At 55.8% G+C, this 23,223-nt stretch carries 17 protein-coding genes; 10 read left to right on the top strand and 7 right to left on the bottom strand.

Annotated elements, in window-relative coordinates:
• Positions 1–14 precede the first annotated feature (14 nt).
• The 3 genes from LAO21_13415 to LAO21_13405 form a co-directional block, all read right to left on the bottom strand.
• The gene (locus LAO21_13415) at positions 15–2,660 is read right to left on the bottom strand and encodes an ABC transporter permease (protein MBZ5553717.1); all 2,646 of its coding nucleotides are present in this window, start codon (positions 2,658–2,660) and stop codon (positions 15–17) included.
• Between the two features lie 270 nt (positions 2,661–2,930).
• Positions 2,931–3,260 (bottom strand): PadR family transcriptional regulator, encoded by a 330-nt coding sequence (locus LAO21_13410; GenBank protein MBZ5553716.1) that lies wholly within the window; start codon positions 3,258–3,260, stop codon positions 2,931–2,933.
• 52 nt (positions 3,261–3,312) lie between these two features.
• Positions 3,313–3,516, bottom strand: a complete 204-nt coding sequence (locus LAO21_13405) for a hypothetical protein (protein ID MBZ5553715.1) — start codon at positions 3,514–3,516, stop codon at positions 3,313–3,315.
• 131 nt (positions 3,517–3,647) lie between these two features.
• On the opposite strand from LAO21_13405, the gene LAO21_13400 reads away from it, so the two are divergent.
• The 7 genes from LAO21_13400 (at position 3,648) to LAO21_13370 (ending at position 11,305) form a co-directional block, all read left to right on the top strand.
• Complete coding sequence (locus LAO21_13400; GenBank protein MBZ5553714.1) at positions 3,648–4,427, top strand: TlpA family protein disulfide reductase; 780 nt, start codon at positions 3,648–3,650, stop codon at positions 4,425–4,427.
• Positions 4,428–4,627: 200 nt separating this feature from the next.
• Positions 4,628–5,080 (top strand): hypothetical protein, encoded by a 453-nt coding sequence (locus LAO21_13395; GenBank protein MBZ5553713.1) that lies wholly within the window; start codon positions 4,628–4,630, stop codon positions 5,078–5,080.
• Positions 5,081–5,120: 40 nt separating this feature from the next.
• A complete protein-coding gene (locus LAO21_13390) occupies positions 5,121–5,543 on the top strand; it encodes a DUF3795 domain-containing protein (protein ID MBZ5553712.1) in 423 nt (140 codons plus the stop codon).
• A 706-nt stretch (positions 5,544–6,249) separates the two neighbouring features.
• Complete coding sequence (locus LAO21_13385) at positions 6,250–6,843, top strand: hypothetical protein (GenBank protein MBZ5553711.1); 594 nt, start codon at positions 6,250–6,252, stop codon at positions 6,841–6,843.
• A gap of 351 nt (positions 6,844–7,194) precedes the next feature.
• Positions 7,195–7,863, top strand: coding sequence for a HEAT repeat domain-containing protein (locus tag LAO21_13380; protein MBZ5553710.1), 669 nt, complete (start codon positions 7,195–7,197; stop codon positions 7,861–7,863).
• Positions 7,864–7,997: 134 nt separating this feature from the next.
• Complete coding sequence (locus tag LAO21_13375; protein ID MBZ5553709.1) at positions 7,998–9,302, top strand: energy transducer TonB; 1,305 nt, start codon at positions 7,998–8,000, stop codon at positions 9,300–9,302.
• A 431-nt stretch (positions 9,303–9,733) separates the two neighbouring features.
• Entirely contained in the window at positions 9,734–11,305 is a 1,572-nt protein-coding gene (locus LAO21_13370; GenBank protein ID MBZ5553708.1) for a hypothetical protein, read from the top strand.
• 139 nt (positions 11,306–11,444) lie between these two features.
• On the opposite strand, the gene LAO21_13365 is transcribed toward LAO21_13370, so the two are convergent.
• From LAO21_13365 to LAO21_13355, 3 genes are all read right to left on the bottom strand, one after another.
• A complete protein-coding gene (locus LAO21_13365) occupies positions 11,445–12,782 on the bottom strand; it encodes a hypothetical protein (protein ID MBZ5553707.1) in 1,338 nt (445 codons plus the stop codon).
• Positions 12,783–12,912: 130 nt separating this feature from the next.
• The gene (locus LAO21_13360) at positions 12,913–13,251 is read right to left on the bottom strand and encodes a hypothetical protein (protein ID MBZ5553706.1); all 339 of its coding nucleotides are present in this window, start codon (positions 13,249–13,251) and stop codon (positions 12,913–12,915) included.
• 184 nt (positions 13,252–13,435) lie between these two features.
• Entirely contained in the window at positions 13,436–13,873 is a 438-nt protein-coding gene (locus tag LAO21_13355) for a DoxX family membrane protein (GenBank protein MBZ5553705.1), read from the bottom strand.
• Positions 13,874–14,346: 473 nt separating this feature from the next.
• On the opposite strand from LAO21_13355, the gene LAO21_13350 reads away from it, so the two are divergent.
• Entirely contained in the window at positions 14,347–15,060 is a 714-nt protein-coding gene (locus LAO21_13350) for an RNA polymerase sigma factor (protein MBZ5553704.1), read from the top strand.
• Between the two features lie 217 nt (positions 15,061–15,277).
• Here LAO21_13350 and LAO21_13345 read toward each other — a convergent pair whose 3' ends face one another.
• Positions 15,278–16,609 (bottom strand): chloride channel protein, encoded by a 1,332-nt coding sequence (locus LAO21_13345; protein ID MBZ5553703.1) that lies wholly within the window; start codon positions 16,607–16,609, stop codon positions 15,278–15,280.
• 127 nt (positions 16,610–16,736) lie between these two features.
• On the opposite strand from LAO21_13345, the gene LAO21_13340 reads away from it, so the two are divergent.
• Entirely contained in the window at positions 16,737–17,027 is a 291-nt protein-coding gene (locus LAO21_13340) for a metal-sensitive transcriptional regulator (protein MBZ5553702.1), read from the top strand.
• A 295-nt stretch (positions 17,028–17,322) separates the two neighbouring features.
• The gene (locus tag LAO21_13335) at positions 17,323–22,911 is read left to right on the top strand and encodes a sigma 54-interacting transcriptional regulator (GenBank protein ID MBZ5553701.1); all 5,589 of its coding nucleotides are present in this window, start codon (positions 17,323–17,325) and stop codon (positions 22,909–22,911) included.
• Positions 22,912–23,223 lie beyond the last annotated feature (312 nt).

Here is a 23,223-nt window from a genome sequence, read left to right as displayed (position 1 = left end):
TGGGCCTTCCTTCCCTACTCGTATCTCAGGGCCACCGCCGGATCCACCCCGGTCGCCCGGAGCGCGGGAATAAGACTGGCAAACAACCCGACGACAGTCAAAGCCAGCGTGACGGCAATGTAGGTCAGCGGGTCGGTTGGCTTCACCGCATAAAGGAAGCTTGACAAAAAGCGTGTCAGCGCCAGGGCCCCCGCCCAACCCAGGGCGACGCCCAACATCGTCAAATTCAAACCCTGCCCAACAACCAGCTTCAGCACATCCCTTGGCTCCGCTCCCATTGCCAGACGCACGCCAATCTCATTGGTGCGCTGGATGACGGTGTAAGAGATGAGGCCGTAAATTCCAACCGCGGCAAGAATCAAGGCAAGCAGGCTGAAAAGGCCAAGCAGGATCATCTTGAACCATTGAGGCGCCACAGCCTCTGCCAGAATCCCGTCCATGGTCACGACTTCGGACAGTGGTTGATTCTTGTCGACCGCCTGGACCGTCTTCCGGACGGCGCCGACCAAGGATGCCGGATCTCCCGTGGTCCGAATCAGAACGCTCATGAGAAAGGACGGCTGCTGAGCGTACGGCACGTAAATCTCCTGGAGCGGAGATTTATCAAGTGCGGAATTCCTCGTGTCAGAGACCACGCCGACGACCTCACACCATGGCGCCCCAGGTGCTCCGAAGCTGATGCGCTGGCCGAGGGGATTGTTTTCTTTGAAGGCCTCCCGCGCCAGGGATTCATTCAGCACCACGGCGCGCGGGGCGTCCTGCGAGTCACGGTCGCCAAAGGAACGCCCCTTCAGTAATGGGATTCCCATCGTCTGAAAGAAATCGGGGCTGATGGCGGCCACCGAGATCACGTGGGCCGGATGGACAATACCCGCGCCTTGGATGTTCAGCGCCAGAGTAGCGTTTTGAATTGATCCCAGAGGATAGTGCGTTGTTACCGCGGCGCCATCGACCCCCGGCAAGGCCCGAACGCGCTCGAGCACCTCACGGTAGAAAGCGGCGTGCTGAGGCGCATCGAACCCAATGGTCCGAGGCCGTTGGACCGTCGCAACCAGCAAGTGACGCGGTTCGAACCCCAGGTCAACTTCGGTGAGCCGGACAAAGCTTCGTGCCAAAAGGCCCGCCCCCATCAACAGGACATACGCCAGTGCAATTTCGCCGACCAGCAGAAGGCCTCGAAAACGGTGAGTGTTACGGCTCCCGCCGGCGCCCTGTCCCGCTTCCTTGAGCGCTCCGCTGACGTGGGTGTGTGAGGTAATCACGGCGGGCGCAAGTCCGAACAAAATGACGGCGAGGGACGCGAGGCCGACGACGAACAACAGAATCTGTGGGTCAAGCCGAATGTTCGAAGGAAGATTTGGAGGGATGAGTTGCTTGAGGAGATCGGCAGCCCAGAACCCCGCGACGACTCCGAGCCCCCCGCCGGCTGCGGCGAGCACACTCCCCTCCGTCAGCAACTGCCGTACGAGCCGCAGACGCCGGGCGCCCAGTGCTCCGCGCACGGCCATCTCCCTGCGTCGGGCCACCCCCCGCGAAAGCAGGAGATTCGCCACATTGGCGCACGCGATCAGCAGGACGAACCCCACTGCGGCCAGGAGAATCAGCAGCAGCGAGCGGACGTTTTGGACCAAAAGTTCATGAAGCCGAATCACCTCTACCCTCACATTCGATCGAAAGCGCGCCGCCTGGGCCGGATACTGCCGGTTCATTTGTTCGGCGATCAATTGGAGATTCGATTCCGCCTGGCCGGGGGTCGTCCCGCCCTTGAGGCGCCCGATCACGGTGAGGAGTGTCAAGCGGGGAGATTGGGGTGAAAATGCCTCCCCGTTGAGTGCAAAAGGCGTCCACACGTCCGCCCGGGGGTAGCGCAGGCTTGCCGGCATCACACCCACTATGGTGTAACCTGTTCCATCGAGTTGAACGGTCTTTCCCACAATCGCCGGCTCCGCTCCAAAGCGCCCGCGCCACAGCATTTCATTGAGGAGCGCGACGTGCTCCTGACCCTGCCGGCCTTCTGAAGACAGAAACGTGCGCCCCACAATCGGCTGAACGCCCAGCATGGGAAAGAGCTCCGTGGTCACGTTCGTGACGCTGACGCGGAGGGGCTCGCCCGCCCTCGTCATGTTGGCACCAACGCCTCCTCCGAACGCTCCAATCTGTTGGAAGACGCGGTTGTTTTCCTTCCACCCAATGAAATCGGGGCTGACCGCAGTAGCGGCGCCGTGGTTGAATGCAAAGCGCTCGGTGGCCCAAACCAGTTGTGAGGGATCTTTGTACGGCAGTGGGCGAAGCAGGACGGCATTCACCACGCTGAAAATGGCCGTGTTGGCCCCGATGCCCAATGCGAGCGTGACGACAGCAACGGCCGTGAAACCGGGACTGCGCCGTAATTGGCGCACGCCATATCGGACATCGTGTATGAAATCTTCGATGTAGTTGACCCGACGCGTATCTCGACACTCCTCCTTGATCTGTTCCACTCCGCCCAGCTCGCGCCTGGCCGCGTGTCGGGCTTCCTCCGGGGTCATCCCCTTGGCAACGTTTTCCTCCACCAGCTTTTCTAAATGGAAGCCGAGTTCGTCGCCGAGTTCTTCCTCAACGCTGTCCTTGCGGAGCAGCGAGCGGAGGCGCAACGGCAGCTTATAAATCCAGCGCATCATCGTTTTCGCTCCTCGGAGTAGAGTAGCCCGGTCCTATCCAACGTCCTGGATCCGGGGGAAGATCATAATCAATAGTACCGGTTTACCATCCGCTCAAAGCGATATGCCACGGCAACTGGGCCCCTTTCTTTGGGATCCCGGGCCCACACACGGTGTCCGGTCAGGGATCTGCCAGAATCTGACGCGCACTAATTTCGGGTGTGATCGATTATCGTTTCTTGTGCCTCCGATTCCCGGATGCGCCCCAACCCTGATATCTCTCGCCATCTTTCAGGTCGTTTCCAGAACCAGGCCGATGGCGGCGGCGAGCCTGTGCCAGTTGGCTTGCTCCTGCTCCAGGTACTTGCGTCCTGCCGCTGTGAGTGAATAGTACTTGGCGCGGCGATTGTTGTCGGACTCCCCCCATTTGGCCCGGATCCATCCGCTTTGCTCGAGGCGATGCAGGGCGGGGTACAACGCCCCCTGATGCACCTGGAGCACTTCCATCGACACTTGCCGGATTCGCTGGGCGATGCCCCACCCGTGCATGGGCTCAAGCGCCAGGGTCTTGAGGATCAGCAGGTCCAGCGTCCCCTGAACCAGATCCGTCGGTTTGCTCATTTTCCTCCCCTCAGTTATCGACAGCGAATCCTACCATTGCTCCTGTCAATGATCAAGGGGAGATTTTTCGAGAAACAAATTCCAAAATCCAAACTCCAAAATCCAAGTAAAATCCAAATTCCAAACAAAAGCCACATTTCATGTAAAAGCAAGCTTCAAGAGGCAGACCAAACCCCTCTGCAGTGTAAGGTAATTTCCAAGCGGCCGCGCTGGGATCACAGGCATACCCTTCCGGAGCATTGTCGGCTTTTTCCATGCCTGCTACCCTGATCCATGCAGCCGACCCCAATCTATCCACTGCCGTGGGAATGAATTCTGAGAACTATGAACTCTGAACTCCTCTGTTACGCTTTCTCCTTGAATTCCCGATTGTGAAGTTCTACACTTTTGATCGGCCAGGCGACCCCATCCGGGCCCTCTTCAAATTGTGGCGATTGGCTGGCCATTGCTCACTACCAACTCGGCCTGGTGCTGATGTACGAGGGGTCGGACAAACGCAAGGATGAACTCTTCACGCGAGCCCACGACGAGATGACCAAGGCGCTGGCGGCATTTGCGAACTTCCCGGCGGCAGTTTTTGCCGACGGCCAGGTGCTCGCCCGGTTGAGACAGGACGAGGCGGCGAAGGCGCAGTTCGAGCGGTTTGTGAAGATGAGGCCTGCGGGCGATGTGGATCGCCAACGTGCGCTGCGCTATATCAGCCAGCCCGAACTGGCACGCGCACGGATGGCGCCGCCCTTTGCGGTCACTACACTTGATGGACAGCGGGTTTCGCTCGACGATCTGAAAGGAAAGGTCGTGTTAGTCGACTTCTGGGCGACCTGGTGTGGACCCTGCCGGGCCGCGCTCCCGCATTTACGCAAGATCGCTGACAGTTTTCAAGGCCAACCTCTGGTTGTGCTGAGCGTGAGTCTCGACAGCGATGAACAGAAGTGGAAGGAGTTCATCTCGAAAAACCGGATGACCTGGCTGCAGTGCCGCGACGGCGGGTTCACGGGGCCGGTGGCGAAGCTGTTCGGCGTTGAGGCCATTCCGCACACCTTCACCATCGATGCCGACGGCGTGCTCCAGGATGAACACATCGGCGACGCCTCGATCGAGGGCAAGTTGAAGAAGTTGGTGCGACAGGCGCAGGAGGCGCAGTCGGCACAGAAGCCGGGACAATAAAACGGGACGGTCAATTTCCCAGGGCTTCACGGAGTTCTTCTCGAGTCAAGAGGGTTGGGGGGGCAAGTCGGAGATTCCATTTGTTGAAGATTTGAGTTTGATTCGAATTTTCTGTTATGAACCCCCGGCGCAATCCGCAGGGGCGCACGCCGGGACTATCAGCTCGCATTGGGGTGCTGTATATTGGCAGGCGATGCCTCATGAAAGGGGAAAGCATGCAGCAACTCGGCCTTTCTTCCAATACACCACAGAGTCATTCAAGAATTCGGGAACTGCTGTGGCCTGATGTGCACCGTGAATCTGACATCAAGTCGGTTGCAGATCGTGGAATGTGGGTTTCATTTTTGATCGCAGGAGTGACGACTTTTTTTGCAATCTTCCAGTGGGTTCCCGTCTCCGCGATCCTCGATGCGGCCATCTTTGTGGCTGTCGGGTTTGGAATCCGGAAATTGTCGCGCACGGCAGCGGTTGTGGGGTTGGTGCTGTATTCGGCCGGACAGCTGTATATGATTTTCAAAGGAAAAGGCGGATACAATTTGGTCCTTTTGATAATCTTTTCAGCCGTTTTCCTCAGTTGTGTCAGGGCCACATTCGCGTTCCATCGAATGAAGAAACAAAAACAAATCGAGACGCCATCGATCACTCTAACCTGAGGATGATTGAAGATTGATAGGCGGAAGAAAGGAGAACGAGATGACTAGGATGATGTCCGCTTGCGGAGTTCTGTGCTCGGATTGTCCGGCCTACCATGGGGGCGCCAGGGGGGTGGCGCACCAGAAGCGAACCGTGGCTGCCTGGCAGAGGATTTACCATTTGAACGAGACGGTCGAAAACATCTCTTGTGGCGGTTGTCTCGGTCCAGACGAAGAACTGTTTCACACCAGCCGCACCTGCAAGGCGCGCCACTGCTGTCGGACGAAGGGTTTCGGTACCTGTGCGGAATGTGATGTGAAAGAGTGTGCGGATCTGGAGAAAGCCCAATCGTTGTGGGATGTGGTGCCGGATTTGGGCAGGAACTTATCCCGCGAAGAGTTCGTCACGTATGCTCAACCTTACTGCGATCATCGCCGCCGATTGACCGAGGCACGTCGGGCACTTCGTCGACGGGCGCGATAAGTGCCGGCATCGCCGCCCGTCGTCATAATTGATCCCATTTTGATTATTGCCCAAGGTCAGTTCTGTTCAGTTCTATGTCCAGGTCTGACCCGCTTTTTCGCCGTGTGATATGCTCTTGCGATGGGCAAAGACTCGATATGAAAGATTAGAACGGTGAACTCGGAGGTGATTACGGGTGGGAATTAGCGAGGATGATATCTTGATTTTTCGAAAGAAGTCCGCTCGGGATCTAGCTGGTGAGATCTATGTTTATAACTTATATTTGCATAGGTTGCCTTCTGATGTGTTTTTAGAGGGACCACTCGACGACGAAGCTTCTGCCTGCAAACGGGCACTAGAGCGCGCCGACGAAATGCAAGCAGACGCTTGGATCGAGACCGATGTTTGTTTTCGTTGCATAAGCAAGTGAACTGTACAAGGAATGATTAATCGTTAGAGGAAACGACCGAGCATAATCCCCCGTGAATCTAATCGAGCCGGAACGCGCGTTGTGACAACTGCAATTGGTTTTTTGTAACTTCCCCATGAGTTGGGTCATCCTAATTAACAATCTTGACCGCGCTGTAAGATCCCGGCCCGGTGTCGCTGCCAAAAACAAATGCCCAAAGGCCGAGACGCGACTCACACGATCGAACATCCACAAATCCGCCCTGGCTGGCGCGGAAGTTGTCAGGCCAAGTAGTAATTTCAAAATCAGGTAACTGATATGACCTTCGCGAGATTTGTTTTTGGACTTTATGATGCGCACAATCTCACCCAGTGGTGGCGTGATCCAGCAACCGTTACTGCAATTGCAACTGCAGTAATAGCTGTTGCGACCGTGGTTTATGCAATTGTTTCTTTGGGACATTGGCGTGCTACAAAGAGATCAGCTCAAGTCGCTCAAAAAATCCTAGAACTGACACACAGACCCTACTTAACAGTTGATGACTCACGCGCAGAGGATGACCCTGTGAATAGGAAATTGTCCGTCGTTTTCATATTCAAGAATGTAGGAAGTGTACCTGCGTGCGAGTTAACGATAGAGTGGGGATTTTATATCAATGGGCAGAAAACTGGATACCCCATCGGGCATATCGGCCCTGCCACGCATGTTCTTCCACCACAGACAGAGGAAATGCTTACGGGATATGTATCAGACGGAACGTATTCAGCGATAACGAGTGGCTCGTCTCAGTTGGAAATTCGATTCAGTTTCAAATACAAAGGAGTATCACACGCAGAGTACTACTTTGATGGCACTGCCCATTATTCACATGTGTTACAGGGATTCCAAATTGTAAGGGTGGATGCAAATTGAACTCTATTATTGGGGTCAGAATTGTTAGAGCTCTGCATTCTGCACATTGGCGACTGCATTTCAGTTCTCAGTCCATCCCCATGAGGCCGGGGACGCCAGAGCTCACTTGGGAGGCGCTGGCGAGCAACTGCCACATTCATTCTTATGCATAGATTAGCTCGACGAGCTGTTGCTCATTGCACAGTTTGGATTCTTGTTACCAGCCTCATTTCGGTGGCCACGGCGACGAGTGATCGGGACTACTCCAGCGTGGCAGGGGCAATTGATGCCTTAGCGCATCCGAGGAATGGGTCTCAATGGAGTGCGATCGATTACCTGGCAAGACACCTCGAGCTGTCTGTTCCGCCCCTCATGGATATGGTGGAAAAGCAGCAGGACGGCTGGATATATGCCTGTTCCGCGCTCGTCAAGTCCAAAGATGCGCGAGTCTTACCTTTTTTTATCAAACTCTTGAGTCGCAATTTCTTTGCGAAGGAACCCGATGGAACCAGAAAACGATATGGACTGGGGAGCAAGAATGGATGCACTGAGATTCCTTTTGTCTTCGGTGGTGTGATTGCCAGCAGTCTCGGTGAAATAGGGGACAAGCGAGCAATGCCGATTTTGAAAGACGCGGCAATCCAAGGAGATCCTGAGGTCAGAAGGAACGCATATCGAGCTATGTATGCACTCGGAGGACTGTCGCTCGATGAACTCTTTGATATGGCGAAAAAGAATTCGGATCCAAGGGTGAACATAGCTGACCTCATAACGAGCATTGGGTGGGCGAGCATCCATTCCAATCCGCGCATCGCAATGGAGATTTTCGATCGGATTATTGCTGAACTCCCGAATGATGAATACGAGGTCGCCTCAGCGCACTTTTGGAAAGTGCAGTGCCTTGAAGTCCTGAAGCGGTATGCTGATGCCATGAGGGAATGCGAAGAGGTGCTGAAGTTTCCACAATTCGAAAATCTCACTTGGCAAATTAGAGCCAAGGAGCCAGAACTCCGGGCAGTGGTACAACAGATGCCGCGATGAAAGCATTCTGAGGCCAGGATTCCACATTCCAAAATTCCAAGGCACTCGTCCCACCCGGGACCAAATCAAAGGACAGTTTTTGGAATGTGAAATTCTGACCCGAAATTTATGCTGGTAGGCCACATGAGGCGATTATGAAAGTTGGTGTGGGGTTGTTAGCACTCAGCGGATTGGTGGTCAGCCTGTCGGCGGCTACCTTCGCTCAGCAGATTCCCATAGGGGAAGCTGCCGAACATGCCGTGGCCCAGTCGAAGCTCACCACGCCAGGCAGTCCACCCTTCCATCTTAAGGCGAAGATCCTGGAGAAGGATAGTCCGGAGACGGATCGGATTGCGGACATCGAGGTCTTCTGGGTTGCTCCCGATAAATGGCGCCGGACGATCCAGTCCCCCGACTTCACGCAGACGCTCATCATCAACGGCGACAAAATCTTCGAACAGGATGAAGATGATTATTATGCCTTGTGGCTGCGCGAGTTGGTAACAGCGCTGCTCGACCCCCTGCCCGTGCTTGAGGTGTTGAAACAGAGCAATACGCTTATCAGCAAGCCGCCGAATTCACCGCTAGCCAATTCTTGTCTCCGCTTCCAGACGAAGGTTGGCGTTGCGCCGGTCGAGAACATCGCGTTTTCCGCCATTTGTTTCGAAGGCAGCTATGGTCTGCTAAATTATGTGGGAATCCCAGGATACTCGGTGGAATTCAAGGATTACAAAAGATTCAAGGAAAAGCTTGTCCCCTATCTCCTGGTAACAAATCCCGAGCCGGGGACCACCATTGAAGCAAAGATTACCGAACTGTCAGAACTGAAGGACCCCGACGAGAGTCTCTTCGCCATTGCCCATCCCTCCCCGAAGCAGGAGCTGGTGAGAAGCGTCTTCTTGCCGGAGGCCCCGCTTCGGGGTCTGGCCCTGCAAACTCCTGATATCGTCTGGCCCACTGTTCGCGGGGGCAAGACCTCTGGCGTCCTTAGCATCTATGTGAGTGTGGACAGGAGCGGACATGTCCGGGAGACATTTCCAGGCAACTCCGCCAATCCCGGACTGGATGATACCGTTCGCCAGCAGGTGCAAAAGTGGCAATTCAAACCCGCAGTGAGCGACGGCCAGCCTGTTCAGGTGGAGGGGTATCTGACCTTCGCGTTCAACACCAAGATTGAAAACCCTGTCATGCTCCTGTCCGATGCAGAGGCGCGCAAGCTGGCCACCCACTTAATTGAGCCACAAATTCCGCCGGGAGCAGCGCCACCGGGCACAACGTTTGTCGTGCGCGTGTCGATTGGCCCCGATGGAAAACTGCTGGGTGCTGGGAATCCGAACAATGTACCGTCCGTCCTATTCCTGGCAGGATACGAGGCCCTGCAACAATGGCATTTTCAACCCTTCCTCAAGGACGGGAAGCCTGACTTCTATAAGGCGGACATCAGTTTTCAAGTGCGCTGAACAACAGGCTCTTGGACGTGATGGGGGCAGATCGGAATCGGCGGTTATCCAATGCAAATCCCCGTGTCGGCCCGTGAACGGGTCGCCAAAGCACTCAACCCCGATGAATCGGGGTAACGGTCGGTGGTGGCCCTTCCCCGCCGCTGAAGCAGCGGGCTGTACCAAACCAAGTCCCCCGAGGGGGACTGAGCAGGACGACGTGTTGGAAGGGCAGTCGTGAATGGGACCCTCTAATTTCCCCACCAAGTTCGGAGCGGCATCAGCGGATCTGTTCCTTCGAGTGTCCCATTGCGAGGGCAGTCCCCCACTGTTAAGATAATGTCCGATCCACACATTCCTGACTCGGGGGGTTCCTCGTGATAAACAAGGCATGGGCTTTTGCCCTACTTCTTTGCGCCGCGGTGGTTTGGGCTCAGCCCGACCATTCTTCCATGACTTCGAAGAAACGTCCGGCGGCCATCATTGCAGGGCTGGGCGACGTCCACCATCCCATCCACACTAAGGTTCTCGATGCCCAGCAGTTTTTTGATCAAGGATTGGCGTTGATTTACGCCTTCAATCACGAAGAGGCCGCACGGTCGTTTCGGCGCGCCGCCGAACTGGATCCGGCATCACCCATGCCCTATTGGGGCATCGCCTTGGCCGTCGGCCCCAATTACAATGACACCGACATCGATCATGAGCGGGAAAAGACGGCTTACGAGGCGATACAGAAAGCACGCCAACTGGCCGTCACCGCGCCTCCCCGTGAGCGCGACTATGTCGAAGCCCTGGCCCATTGTTATTCCAAGGACCCCCAGGCCGACCTGAAAAAGCTGGCAGGGGATTATCGCGCGGCCATGAAACAACTCACCGCCCGTTATCCAGACGATCTTGATGCTGCGGCGTTGTACGCCGCCAGCATCATGAATCTGCATCCCTGGGATCTTTGGACGCTGGAGGGAAAACCTGCGGACGGGACGGAAGAGATCGTCGCGGTGCTCCAGTCCGTTTTGAGGCGCGATCCGGCGCATCTGGGCGCGAATCATTTTTATATTCATGCGGTCGAAGCCTCGCCGCATCCCGAGCTGGCCCTGGCGAGCGCGCGTCGCCTGGAGACGGCGGCCCCCGCCGCCGGACACCTGGCCCATATGCCCGCCCACATCTACGAACGCATTGGAAACTACGACGGCGCCGTCCAAGCCAACCGGGCCGCGATCAAGGCGGACCGGGCGTTCATCCAGAGCGCCGGAACTGAGGGCGGCCTGTACGACCTGATGTACTACAGTCACAATCTTCATTTCCTGGCACTCGCCTGCAGTATGGAAGGCAACTTTGCTTGTGCACGCGACGCCGCCGAAAAGCTTGTGGCCCACGTCGAGCCTCAAGCCAAACAGATGACCATGCTGGAGTGGTTTCTGCCCATGCAGCCGTGGGTGCTGGCGCGTTTCAATCGTTGGGACGAGATTCTGAAATCGCCTGCGCCCGACGCCGAACTCCTCATCGACACCGCCTTGTGGCACTACGCCCGCGGGCTGGCCTACGTCGGTGGGCATGACCTCGCAAAGATGGACGAGGAGCGAAAGACCCTTGCGGCGGCCATCCCCAAGCTCCCCGAGGGGACGCCGTTCGGATTCAACAGCGCGGCCGCAGTTTTGAATCTGGCATTGAATGCGCTGGATGCTCGAATGGCGGAAGCACGCGGCGATCGCAAGACGGCGATTACATTGTGGAAGAAGGCCGCGGCCCTCCAGGACGCGTTGCACTACGACGAACCCCCCGACTGGTATTATCCCGTCCGTGAGTCTCTGGGCGGCGCGTTGTTTCGCGACCACCAATACGCCGAAGCGGAGAAGGTGTTCCGCGAAGACTTGTTGCACAATCCCGGCAACCCCCGATCGCTCTTTGGGCTCTGGCAAACCCTGAAGGCACAGAACCGAACCGCCGACGCCGATTCGGCACATCAGAAATTCTTGGCCGCATGGAAGAACGCCGATGTGCAGTTGCAGGAGAAAGATCTATAAAGGGATCTGAAGCGGGTTGAAGTTCATACAAAGCATTAAAGTGCCGGTTGAATATCAAAACCCGGCGCCCTCGAATTCCCGACCCGTTTCGCAGCGGCACTCGAAGATCAACGACCCACGAGCGCCGCTGCTGGCACATTTACAGCGATTTCAGGTACTCGATCAGATCTGTCTTTTCCTGGTCAGTCAGCCCCAGGTGGAACTGGGTATCGTAGTGCTCGACCACATCCCGGAGGGTTGCGAATCGGCCGTCATGATAAAAGCCGCCGGAGGTATGGGTCCACAAGCCTTTCAGCGGAGCGGTGCGATAGGCATGATCGGGCGCTCGACTGGACTGGAAATCATCGATCCCGATTTCTTGAGCCGTGTGCATGTTCCAGCCCGGTTCCGTAAAGAGCGGCGGGACATGGCAGTTGGAGCACTGGGCCCTGCCTTTGAAGACCTCTTGACCGCGTTGCGCCGCTTCGTGATTAAATGAGGCGGCAGGTGGCGTCGGGGCTGGAAGGGCCAACTGGTAGAAATGCAGGTCGGGCAACTTGTCGGTGATCAGGTCTTCGGAACTCCTGACATTATTGAAGCCTGCTTCTGCGGCAATGGGAAACTGGCTGGCATTGGCCAAACGCGGATCATAGAACGTGCCCTTCCCATGCATTTCCAGGTTTGCGACCAGGGCATTCCAATGCGTCGCGGATCCCCACCCTGTCCACGTGTGCAGATTCACACCGGCAAGGCCGAATGCGGGCGGGATGAGCGTGGCTGCCGACTTGCCGTCCGGTCGGAATGCCTTCCCGTCCAGGAACAGGGCGGCATCAAATTTTCCGGGACCCCAGGACGCAAGCACCTTGCGAACCGTGGTCTGATCCGTATGGAGAAGATTGGCCGGTCCGCTGAGATCCGGGGCCAAGCTGACGATGGCGCCAACATTGAGATCTCGATTCGCCCAGCCATCGAGCCGCCGGCCAATCCCCGGAGCAAATGAATTATCGACGGTGGAATGGCACAGGGCGCACTGGATCCCGACCGATTTCAGGCTTCCGTCTTCATTGAAAAACCCCTTTACGCCTAGAACCGAATTCAGGCGCAGCAAGGCAAGCGTCGTTGCGGGATCGTCGAGATTGACCTTACCCGCCCGGATTTTTTCGATCAGGTCCTTGGGAAGGACATCCACATCCACCTTGAGCCCCACCGCCAATGCGGTGCGGGGTGAGACGCCGGGGCCTACTCCACCAAACTTCGTTCCCTCGATCGCCTGGTGCAACTTCAGGGACCCGCCCCAGAAATCTTCGTCGCCAAAGGTGTCGTACCGGAACACCTGCCTTCCATGGGCGGCCATCATGGTGCTGTCCATCTCTATGCCACGGTCGGGAGAGCGCCCGCGGATTTCTTCTCCCCGATTTTCAGAACTGAATTGCTGTGCCGCGACCATCGAGAACATCACGACTAGAGCCACTGTGCCGAACAACGTTATCTTCCTCATGTTATCCTCCGCGGGGAATCCCCCGTCGACCGGATAGAGTCAGCAGCACCAAAGAAAGATACAGCAAACTCCAAGGTATATTTTTTGTTTCCACTGTAACCTTTTTGCATGGACGCACTCCCCGAAAGGGTTACAGCAGCTTGATCGTTTTTACTTTCAGAATGTCGCTCTCAACCTCTCCACTGACATCGACGCGGAGGTGGTCCTTCTTCTGGGAGGTCTTAAGCGCTTCCAGGACCCTCGCATTACCCTCCTTATCAAATTTTATGAACTGATGTTCTGCGGTCACGATGCCGAAACCGCTCTCCTGGCACATCAGAAGGCAGGATCGGGTGTGCGCATCCGGGTCGGCCGACGCTTTTTGTGAGCATCTCACATCCACGACAGGGACATTGTTGAAGCTTTTGTTCGCGGCCAACATGGGAAGCGTTAAAGCCGCGGACAGTACCAGTAACATGAGTTTTCGCATGGTCTCCTCCGTTTGTTAGTGTTGAGTTGCAGAAGCTTTGGTAGCCGTGATCCCGGTTTTTGGGATCGCGGGATTTTCCCTGCGGGTCGCAAAAGCCCGTGATCCGCGGAAAAGCGAGCGGATCACGGCTACCAGAGCGTACCACTTCGCGAGATGCTGTCATCCGTCACTCTTCTCTTTCATCTCAGTATGCAGTGACAGTGCGCAACAAACCGTTTTTCTGTTCGCGCGTCCCGAATGCACCTTCCCGCACGGTCGTCAGCTGCGATAGCGCAAATGCACCGATGGCCAGCTCCATATCACGCACGGCCAGGTCATAGAACATCCCGGTCGACAGCAGGTTGGCTGCGATGCCAAGCAACCACAGCATCACGACGTAGCTGCCGAGTCTTGTCCAACGGCTCAGCACCACAATGCCGGCGGCAACTTCCACGATGCCGACAACGTGCATGAAAGTTGGCACGCTGACGGGGATGAGCTTTGTGGCATATGGGCTCAGGTACATCCCCCAATCCACGAGTTTGTTGAAATACTTGTCTATTCCAGCAACGATGGGGGCTACTCCCAAACCGATCCGCAGCGCCCACCAGGAAACATTGAGTCGAGAATCAAAAGTTTTCATTTTCTACCTCCGGCGGAATAGAGTGACGAGGCGCCGTTTGGTTACACGAAAGTTTGACCGTCCTCGACAAGAAAAAGACACGACGAATGTCTTACCCGGAGAATTTGAATTAGAAGTGGTCTCTGGATCAGTCGAAGAATGTTCATTCTTGATATTGAAGTCAGAAATCAGAAGTCGGAAGTCAGAACTCAGAGGTCAGATGAAAGATACCTCCTCTATCGTGGAATCTTAGAACCAACGCCTTAAATCCTTGACCTCTCATATCCGACTTCTGACCTCCGACCTCTGACCTCCGACCTCTGACTTCTCCCGCCAGGCCCGATGGCCCCACCAGCATCGCCTGCAAATGTTGAACTGTTTCTGGACAGACTTGTCATGTCAGAATCCAAAGTGCTTAAGGCCCAACATTGAACCCACTGCAAATATCATGTAACCTTTCGCTCAGCGGGGACTCTATCGTTTGGTGGGAGAAAATGGAAATCACGCGAATTCCGGACAAGGCAAAAACTGAGGCGTGGACAGACGAGTACGTCGTTGAGCGGGTGCTGGCGGGAGAAACCGCGCTTTATGAGGTCATCATGCGGCGGTATAACCAGCGGCTGTACCGGGTGGTCCGTGCGATCTTGCGGGACGACGACGAAACCGAAGATGTGATGCAGGATGCCTATGTCCGCGCCTACCAACACCTGAACCAGTTCGCAGGCCGGGCATCATTCTCGACCTGGCTGACGCGAATCGCTGTCCATGAGGCCCTGGCCCGTGTCCGGAGGCGAAACCGCAATCAGCAGCTGGATGAAACGGACTTTGACGGAGAATCCCCCTTGAAGCATAATGATCATATAGACGCATCCCCCGACCCTGAGCGAACCACTTCCGACGCTGAACTTCGCCAATTGTTGGAGGAAGCGGTTCTTGCCCTACCGGAAGAATATCGAGTGGTCGTCATGCTGCGGGATGTGGAGGAGCTGAGTACTTCGGCGACTGCCGCGGCCTTGGAGATCACCGAAGAGAATGTGAAGGTCCGTCTTCATCGGGGCCGAGCCATGATGCGCCGGGGCCTTTTTGCGCGGGTCGGAGAAACCGCAAAAGAGACGTTTTCCTTCATGGGGGTCCGCTGCGACCGTGTCGTGCGACGCGTATTTCAGCACCTGGCAGAAATCGGTGTAAAGGATCCCTCGATCATGTGAATGGGCGGTACGTCCTGGTCCTCACTGGAACCCACTCGAAAACGATCGCCAACCGCTAACCCCTTCTAACGATAACAGTTCCCCGCTCTCGTTCCCAGTATCGACTCCGGAGGGACAGTCCCTCCAAATTAGGATGGCATCTTATCTCTTGGGCTGCGAGCCGTTTCCGGCGCCTTCCCATGGCGTCATTCTAGGGTCGCCCACGCCTCTTCCCTATTCACTTGTTTCTTTTCACCACTCGCAGCAACCAGAGAATACTCTTCATTCGGAGACTGACCTGGGTGTTTAACTCATCGATCTGCTGACCTACCTGGACGTTCAGTGAAGCCGACTTCTTAACGGAGAGAATCTGGGACGGATACACGCTTCGATGTCCGGTCATGAGGAAACTGATGACACAGGACACTGCAGCGTAGGGCGCAATCTGAGGTCCAAAGAGCTCAACCGCCATGATGCTGGCAGCAATGGGGGTGTTCGCGGCGCCAGCCAGAAGACTCACGAGGCCGATGGCCGAAAAGGTCGCCAGGTCGAGACCGGCAATTCTGGCGTAAAGGGCCCCGGAGGTGGCCCCGACGAAAAATATCGGCGTTACAATCCCGCCACTCCCCCCAAAGCTCAACGTACTGGCAGTGAATATGCTCTTCACGAAAAATGCATACCACGAAACGGGTTGACCATTCAATGAAGCTTCGATCGTGTCGAGGCCAAGGCCGAGATACTGCTGGGAAAAGACGAACACAAGCAGTAAAACAGCGGTTCCACCCAAGACGCCTTTAAGAGGTTTAGAAATATTCAAGAGAGCCGAAAGCTTTTCGGCTGACCGCAGGATCTCAATCATCACAAATGAACACATTCCGAAACAGATGCCTGCGACGACCACCTTCAAAAAGAAGAGTTCACTAAAGACGGGTGTAAACGCGATGGCGTGGTGAAAGTATTTCACTCCCAGGGCAGACGACACCTGAAACGCCGTCACGCCGGAAATGAACGAGGGAAGGAGAACGTCATACAAGAGACTCCCGACAAACAGGACCTCGACGCCAAAAATTGCCCCGGCGATGGGAGTCCCAAAGACTGCAGCAAACCCAGCGCTGATCCCGCAGATTACGAGCTTTTTTCTGTCCCGGTTGTTAAATCGGAAAAGGTCGGCGAACAAGGATGACAACCCAGCGCCAATCTGGGCGCAAGGCCCTTCCTTTCCGGCGGAACCGCCCGCCGCCAGGGTAATAATCGTGGCAATGAGCTTAACGGGAACAACCGCCTTATCAATCTTTCCGGACCGTTTGTGTACCGCCTCAATCACCTTCTCGGTTCCGTGGCCTTCAGCCTCCGGGGCAAGCTTCTTGACCAGCATCGCGCTCAGCCAGAAGGCGATTGGCAGAGACAAAAAATAGTAGGGTGATTTCCTTGCAAAGGCGATGCTGAAATTGAGCGCAATCAGAAACGCGGAAGTTGAGAGGCCGACGAGGGAACCGATCACGGTGGCCAATATCACCCACTTCAGGATGCTTATAAAGAGGATACTTTGTTCTGCAAGTCTCTTGGGCATATATGTTTACCTGGGCATCGCTGCGACCCTCATTCCCCTTGACTGAATCCCCTCCCGACGATACGATACCATTACCCTGTATAGGTATACAATAATATAGCAGTCAATCGCTGACCAGGATGATTCCATGTTGGACTCAAAAAACCAGAAATCTGTGGGCTTGCGGTTGCGACGGATCGAAGGACAGATTCGGGGCCTCCAACGAATGGTTGCGGACAATCGACTCTGTGTCGATCTCCTCACTCAGATTGCCGCGGCCCAGGCTGCTCTCAAGAGCGTGGGGGACGAAATTATCCGCTATCACGTCCGACGGTGCGTTCCAGAATCATTTTCAAAACGCTTGCGGGCGGTGGAGCGCGAACGCCTGACTGAACTCGGGACGATTTTTGGCCAATACTTAAAGGGGCCGCGCGGTTAAACAGGGTCCCATGAAAGGTCATGGCCAGACCGGATAGATTGGAAGCGAGGACCGTCACGGGGTGGCAGGAATCGCGAATAATCTCCGGAAGAGTCCCTTTTCCTGTGGCATAATAATACAAATCGCCAAATTTCTGGGGATGCGTGACCAGACTACTCCTCGGTGGTTAGGGTGCGTTGAGTGCAACCGCAATAAAGATTATGTTCTCAAGGCGGTGTACCTGAGCGCTTGTTTCACATAGTCCGGCGGAGGCCGGACGACGTCCATTTAGCTTGGAGCCTGGAGCCCGGGGTTTATGACGCTTTTCGGTATCGAGGTCATCGAAGAACTCTCGCTGTCGGATCGGCACGTTCTGTATCGTGGACGCCGGGACCTAGATCAACAGACCGTTCTTGTCAAAACGCCAAGAGGCAATCCCCCGCGAGTCGCGGATGTTCAGTCGCTCGAACGGGAATTCGGGATTCTGGGCGAACTCGATTTCCCCGGTGTCCCGAGGGTTTTAGAAATCGTCCGCCAGGAAGAGACGTGCGGCCTGATCATGGAGGACCGGGGCGGCTTTCCCCTTCCGAGACTCTTCGATTCGCTCAGGCACGATCCGGAATGTGTACTCAAGCTTGGCATCAAACTGTCAACCATCCTGGCCGAGTTGCATCGGCGGGATGTCATCCATAGAAACCTCACTTCCCCGGGTATCCTCGTCAATCCGGCGAACCAGGAGGTGGAGATCGGCGATTTTCTGTCTGCTTCACGACCCGGCGGTGAGGCCACCGCACCTCTTCCCCCAACTTCATTCATCAGCTCGCTGGCTTACATTTCACCCGAACAAACAGGTCGGATGAACCGGGGAACCGACTATCGCACCGATTTCTACTCCCTGGGAGTCATCCTTTATGAGTGCCTCACCGGGACGCTTCCGTTCCCAGCGACGGATCCCCTTGAATTGATTCACGGGCACATCGCGAAGATTCCGCCTCCACCCGGGGAGGTCAATCCTGAAATTCCCCGGTCCATTTCAGACATCGTCATGAAGTTGCTGGCCAAGACCGCCGAGGAACGATACCAAAGTGCGCCTGGATTGAAACAAGATTTGAGCCATTGCCTCCAAGAATGGAATTCTCACCATTTCATCGCTCCCTTCCCACTCGGCCAGCATGATGTTTCGGACCAATTCATCATCCCTCAAAAGCTCTATGGCCGGGATCACGAAGTCAAGGCCCTGGTGGATGCCTTTGACCGCACCTGCGGAGGGCCCAACGCATTGATCCTGGTGTGCGGATATTCCGGAATCGGTAAAACCTCGTTGATCCAGGAGTTGTACAAGCCGATTGTCCGCCAGCGGGGATACTTCATTACAGGCAAGTTTGACCAGATTGTTCGAAACATCCCTCATGGCGCATTGATCCAGGCGTTTCGAGGATTGATCCATCAGTTATTGACCGAGAGCGAAGAGCGGCTCTCGATGTTCCGTTCGCGCCTCCAGGAAGCCCTGGGAAACAACGGAGGGGTAATCGCTGAGGTCCTCCCTGAAGTCGAATTGATTGTGGGCAAGCAGACGCCCGTGCCCGCCCTCGGTCCCACAGAAGCCTTAAACCGGTTTCAAATGGCGTTTCAGAACTTTGTGGGGGCCCTCGCTCAGCCGGAGCATCCCCTGGTGGTGTTCCTTGACGACCTGCAGTGGGCCGATGCCGCGACCTTGAGTCTTCTCCAGCCCTTCCTGACGGGCCCCGATGTTCACCACCTGTTGCTGATCGGTGCCTATCGCGACAACGAGGTCGACGAGGGACACCCCCTCACGCGCACGTTGAGCGCCCTGGCTCAGGCCGGAGCTCAGCTTCACCGCGTCCTCTTGGGCCCGCTGAAGATTGGAGACCTCATGTTCCTAATCCGCGACACTCTTCACGGGGACCTGTCTGAAGTCGCTCCTCTCGCCCGCCTCCTTTTGGACAAGACCGGAGGAAATCCTTTCTTCGTTCTACAGTTTTTGAAAATGCTCAGACAGGAGGGCTTCCTCAAGTTCGACTACGAGCTGAACCGATGGAATTACCAGCTGGAGGCGATCGCGAATGCCGGCATGACCGATAACGTCATCGACCTGATGACACGAAAGATTCGAAAACTCTCTCCCCAGTCGCAACATGCCCTGACTCTGGCCTCGTGTATCGGAAATACATTTGATGGCGAGACGCTGGCGATCATCAGCGAGCAAGACCCCGGGAAGGTGGCTGCCGATCTCCGTGAAGCACGCGAGGAGGGATTGATCCTTTCATCGGCAGACTCCTTCGAGGTCTCCGAGATCAGCGTGTTGGACCCGCCCTTGCCTGCAGCACCCACTTTTACGTTCCTGCATGATCGGGTGCAGCTCGCGGCGTACAGCCTGATCCCCGAAGATCGGAGAAACCTCGTCCATTTGACCGTCGGTCGGCTGCTTCTGAATCGGGGAACTGCCTCTCTCGCCGAGGAAAAAATATTCGATGTGGTCCACCATCTCAACCTCGGCAGAAATCTCATCGACGACGGGGAGGAGCGAGTGACTCTCGCGAAGCTTAATCTCGACGCGGGACGAAAGGCCAAATCGTCGACGGCCTATCAGGCGGCCCTCAACTATTTCAACCAGGGAATAGCCCTCTTGGAAGAGGGCTATTGGAGCTCGGATTATGCCTTGATGCTCGGGCTGCACCTGGAAAGGGCGGAAAGTGAGTATCTTTGCGGAGACTTCCAGTGGTCGGAACTGCATTTTGAGCAACTTCTGAAGCGGGCAGGGACGCGGCTCGACAAAGCCCGGGTTCACAGCTTGAGAATCGTCCAGTACGAAAATATGTCGCGGTATCTGGAGGCAATCGCCAGTGGCCGGGAAGGGCTCGCACTGTTCGAGGTCCTGTTTCCCGACCGGACCGAGGAGAAGGAGGCTGCGCTGGAAGCGGAGGTGGAGGCCATTCAGAAGCTCCGGGGAGCGAGGACCATCGACTCCCTCATCGATCTCCCGACAATGACTGACCCCGAGATCCGCATGGTCATGAAGATCCTGACCGCTCTGTGGCCATCGGCTTATCTGGTCGGAGACCAACTCCTCACACGCCTGATTTCCGCCACTATGGTGCGACTTTCACTGGTCCATGGGAACACCGAGGACTCTGCCTATGGATACGTGACTCACGCCATTACGGTCGGACCGGTTCGGGGAGACTACAAGTCCGGGTATGAATTCGGACGGCTGGCACTCAGTGTGAACGAACGCTTCAATGATCCCAGGCTGAGAGCCAAGATTCACCAACAGTTCCAGGCCCATGTGAACATCTGGCGCCGGCCCATGGAAACCTGCCTGCCTCATTCTCAGGTGGCCTTCCGGAGTGGTTTTGAGACAGGTGACTTCACTTATGCGAACTATGCGGTTTTCTCCGAGAGTTGGCATGCCCTGTTGATCAGCCGCGATCTGGGCCGTTTTATCCGCGATTATTCCCCGAATCTTGCCGTCATCAACAAGTTAAAGATGACCAGCTTTGTGGATGCACAAAAGATCATCCTGAATTGGGCCCGGGCCCTCCAAGGGCTGACCCGGGACATGTTCTCGCTTTCTGATGAGACGTTCAACGAAGAGGATTATCACCGGACTTATGAATCCAATCCCTTCTTCATGACCTTTTATCATCTGGCGAAGCTCCACCTGTATTTCAACCTCGAGGAATATGGAAAGGCCACGGAGGCGGCTTCCCACCTGCAACGGGTGGCACATTCGCTGGGTGGAACCATCTGGCCTCCCGTCCTGGACTTTTGGATTGGCCTGACGCTGGCATCATGTTACCCGCTTCCTGGAGGGCCGGACCGGGATCGTTCCCTGGACCAACTGTTCAAGCAGCAGGAATCCCTGAGGATCCTGGCCGAAAACTGTCCGGAGAATTTTCGCTGCTTTTGGTTGCTGTTGACGGCCGAGATCGAACGCTTGCGGGGACACACTTCGGAGGCGATGGAATCCTATGAAAAGGCCATTCAATACGCCCGGGAGGTGGAAAGTCTTCAAAACAGTGCCCTGGGCAAAGAGCTGCTCGCCAAGTTCCTGCTGGGCCGGGGGCGAAAAGAGACCGCCGCGGCACTTCTAGCTGAGGCGCGGGATGCTTATTCCAAATGGGGTGCCATGGGTAAAGTCAGATCCATGGAGCAAAAGCACAGCGATCTGTTGGGCGAGAAAACCTCCGCCAGACAACCTGATTTCGAGACCGGAGAGACAGCCTCATTAGACATCAATAGCGTCTTGAAAGCCTCGCGAGCCATCACCGTCGAGATCGAGTTGGACGGCCTTCTCCACAATCTGATGAAGATCGCCTTGGAAAACGCCGGTGCACGCCGGGGGATTTTTCTCAGAGAAGAGGAGGGGAGACTTGTGATCGAAGCCGAGGGTGCGCTCGACCTTCAGGAAATACGCGTCCGGCAATCCGTTCCCATGGAGCAATCCGCCAACCTGGCCCGTGCGGTCGTCCGGTATGTGCGGAAAACAGGCGAAAGCGTGGTCATTGATGATGCGACCGCCGATGAGCGATTTGCCAACGATCCGTACATCGCGTCGGTCCGGCCGAAATCGGTTCTCTGCGTTCCGGTGGTGGATCAGGGAAAGCTCAGTGGAATCCTCTATCTCGAAAACAACCTGACGAGCGGAGCATTCACGCCGGGGCGGATTGAGATGATGCGGATCCTTTCCTCCACCGCCGCAATCGCCCTTGAAAAAGCGCGCCTCTACGAAGAAATGCGACATGAAGTTGCCCGCCGACGGTCGGCCGAGGATGAGTTGCGCCTCGCCCTGGCGGAGGTTGGGGCCTTGAAGAACAGGCTCGAAGCCGAAAATGTTTACCTCCAGGAAGAAATCCGCCGGGAGCATGACTTTGAAGAGATTGTCGGCAGCAGCCCTGCCCTGCTCGATCTCCTTCGAAACCTGGAGCAGGTGGCGCCCACGACTTCCACGGTCCTGATTTGTGGTGAGACGGGGACCGGGAAGGAATTGATAGCCCGGGCGATCCACAACTGCAGCCTGCGCAAGGATCGTCCCCTCGTCAAAGTGAACTGCAGCGCAATCTCGGCCGGCTTGGTCGAGAGTGAGCTCTTCGGCCATGTGAAAGGGGCTTTCACCGGCGCCCTCGAGAGGCGCATCGGACGATTTGAACTCGCCGACGGGGGGACCATCTTTCTGGACGAAGTTGGCGAATTGCCTTTGGAAACGCAAGTCAAGCTGCTGCGGGTCCTCCAGGAACATGAATTTGAGCCGGTGGGGAGCAGCCGGTCAGTCCGCGTGGATGTGCGGGTGATAGCCGCCACCAACCGGGATCTGGAAGACGCCGTCCAGGCGGGGAGATTCCGCTCCGACCTCTATTACAGGCTGAACGTGTTTCCCCTCAAAGTGCCTCCGCTTCGCGACCGACAAACAGATATCCCCCAGCTGGTCATGTTCTTTGTGTCTCGCTATTCGAAGGAGTTCGGCAAGAGCGTCCGATCCGTGGCCCAGGAGACGATGCATCGCTTAGTGCATTATTCATGGCCCGGTAACATCCGGGAACTTCAAAACATCATCGAGCGGGCCGTCGTCCTTTCACAAGGGTCGGCCCTGGCCCTGGGTGAGGATTTCTTGCCAATTTCCAATTCTCATTTTGCGCCAAGCCTGTCCGCGGAGGTCCCCGCTGCCTCTTCGCTTCAAGGTTCGCCGATAACATCGGCCACGAACGGGAAAACGCTTACACTCGAAGAGATAGAACGTCATCATATACTCACGGTCCTTGAGGAAGCAGGCGGTGTCATTGAGGGAGCGAAAGGTGCGGCCAAGCTCCTCAATCTCCATCCCAATACCCTCCGAAGCCGAATGAAGAAGCTAGGCATCCGGCGATCACCCCACGATATTTCGTAGTTCACACCTACGGGTTCCGAAATCCCCCCTAACTTGTGACTTCCACGTTTAAACGGCTCTGACATCGCGCCCTTATTAACAAGAATTAACTTGTTTATTAACAATAGTATAATGGACTTAATCTCCGACGCATACGATGGACATGTCCGCTTACTCAAGTCGGGCTGACCTCTAAGTCTGATCGGATCTCAGAGGCCACCCGGAAGGTCATTACCACGAGGCATTTCATTCATTCCACGATATTTCGTGGAAATGTAGAAGCTCATTCTTCCTCCATTGTGTCATTAAATTATTTTAAATAAATAGCTTAAC

This window comes from Terriglobia bacterium (assembly GCA_020073085.1).
Lineage (GTDB): Bacteria > Acidobacteriota > Terriglobia > JAIQFV01 > JAIQFV01 > JAIQFV01.
The sequence above is the reverse complement of the archived record's forward strand: the minus strand, read 5'-3'. Positions and strand labels throughout refer to the sequence as shown.

Excerpts from the sequence above, each read along its gene's own strand:
- LAO21_13365 (MBZ5553707.1), bottom strand. The coding sequence starts at position 12,782 with ATGAGGAAGATAACGTTGTTCGGCACAGTGGCTCTAGTCGTGATGTTC.
- LAO21_13360 (MBZ5553706.1), bottom strand. The coding sequence starts at position 13,251 with ATGCGAAAACTCATGTTACTGGTACTGTCCGCGGCTTTAACGCTTCCC.
- LAO21_13350 (MBZ5553704.1), top strand. The coding sequence starts at position 14,347 with ATGGAAATCACGCGAATTCCGGACAAGGCAAAAACTGAGGCGTGGACA.
- LAO21_13380 (MBZ5553710.1), top strand. The coding sequence starts at position 7,195 with ATGGATATGGTGGAAAAGCAGCAGGACGGCTGGATATATGCCTGTTCC.
- LAO21_13390 (MBZ5553712.1), top strand. The coding sequence starts at position 5,121 with ATGACTAGGATGATGTCCGCTTGCGGAGTTCTGTGCTCGGATTGTCCG.
- LAO21_13385 (MBZ5553711.1), top strand. The coding sequence starts at position 6,250 with ATGACCTTCGCGAGATTTGTTTTTGGACTTTATGATGCGCACAATCTC.
- LAO21_13395 (MBZ5553713.1), top strand. The coding sequence starts at position 4,628 with ATGAAAGGGGAAAGCATGCAGCAACTCGGCCTTTCTTCCAATACACCA.
- LAO21_13415 (MBZ5553717.1), bottom strand. The coding sequence starts at position 2,660 with ATGATGCGCTGGATTTATAAGCTGCCGTTGCGCCTCCGCTCGCTGCTC.
- LAO21_13335 (MBZ5553701.1), top strand. The coding sequence starts at position 17,323 with ATGACGCTTTTCGGTATCGAGGTCATCGAAGAACTCTCGCTGTCGGAT.
- LAO21_13345 (MBZ5553703.1), bottom strand. The coding sequence starts at position 16,609 with ATGCCCAAGAGACTTGCAGAACAAAGTATCCTCTTTATAAGCATCCTG.
- LAO21_13340 (MBZ5553702.1), top strand. The coding sequence starts at position 16,737 with ATGTTGGACTCAAAAAACCAGAAATCTGTGGGCTTGCGGTTGCGACGG.
- LAO21_13375 (MBZ5553709.1), top strand. The coding sequence starts at position 7,998 with ATGAAAGTTGGTGTGGGGTTGTTAGCACTCAGCGGATTGGTGGTCAGC.
- LAO21_13370 (MBZ5553708.1), top strand. The coding sequence starts at position 9,734 with ATGACTTCGAAGAAACGTCCGGCGGCCATCATTGCAGGGCTGGGCGAC.
- LAO21_13355 (MBZ5553705.1), bottom strand. The coding sequence starts at position 13,873 with ATGAAAACTTTTGATTCTCGACTCAATGTTTCCTGGTGGGCGCTGCGG.
- LAO21_13410 (MBZ5553716.1), bottom strand. The coding sequence starts at position 3,260 with ATGAGCAAACCGACGGATCTGGTTCAGGGGACGCTGGACCTGCTGATC.
- LAO21_13405 (MBZ5553715.1), bottom strand. The coding sequence starts at position 3,516 with ATGGAAAAAGCCGACAATGCTCCGGAAGGGTATGCCTGTGATCCCAGC.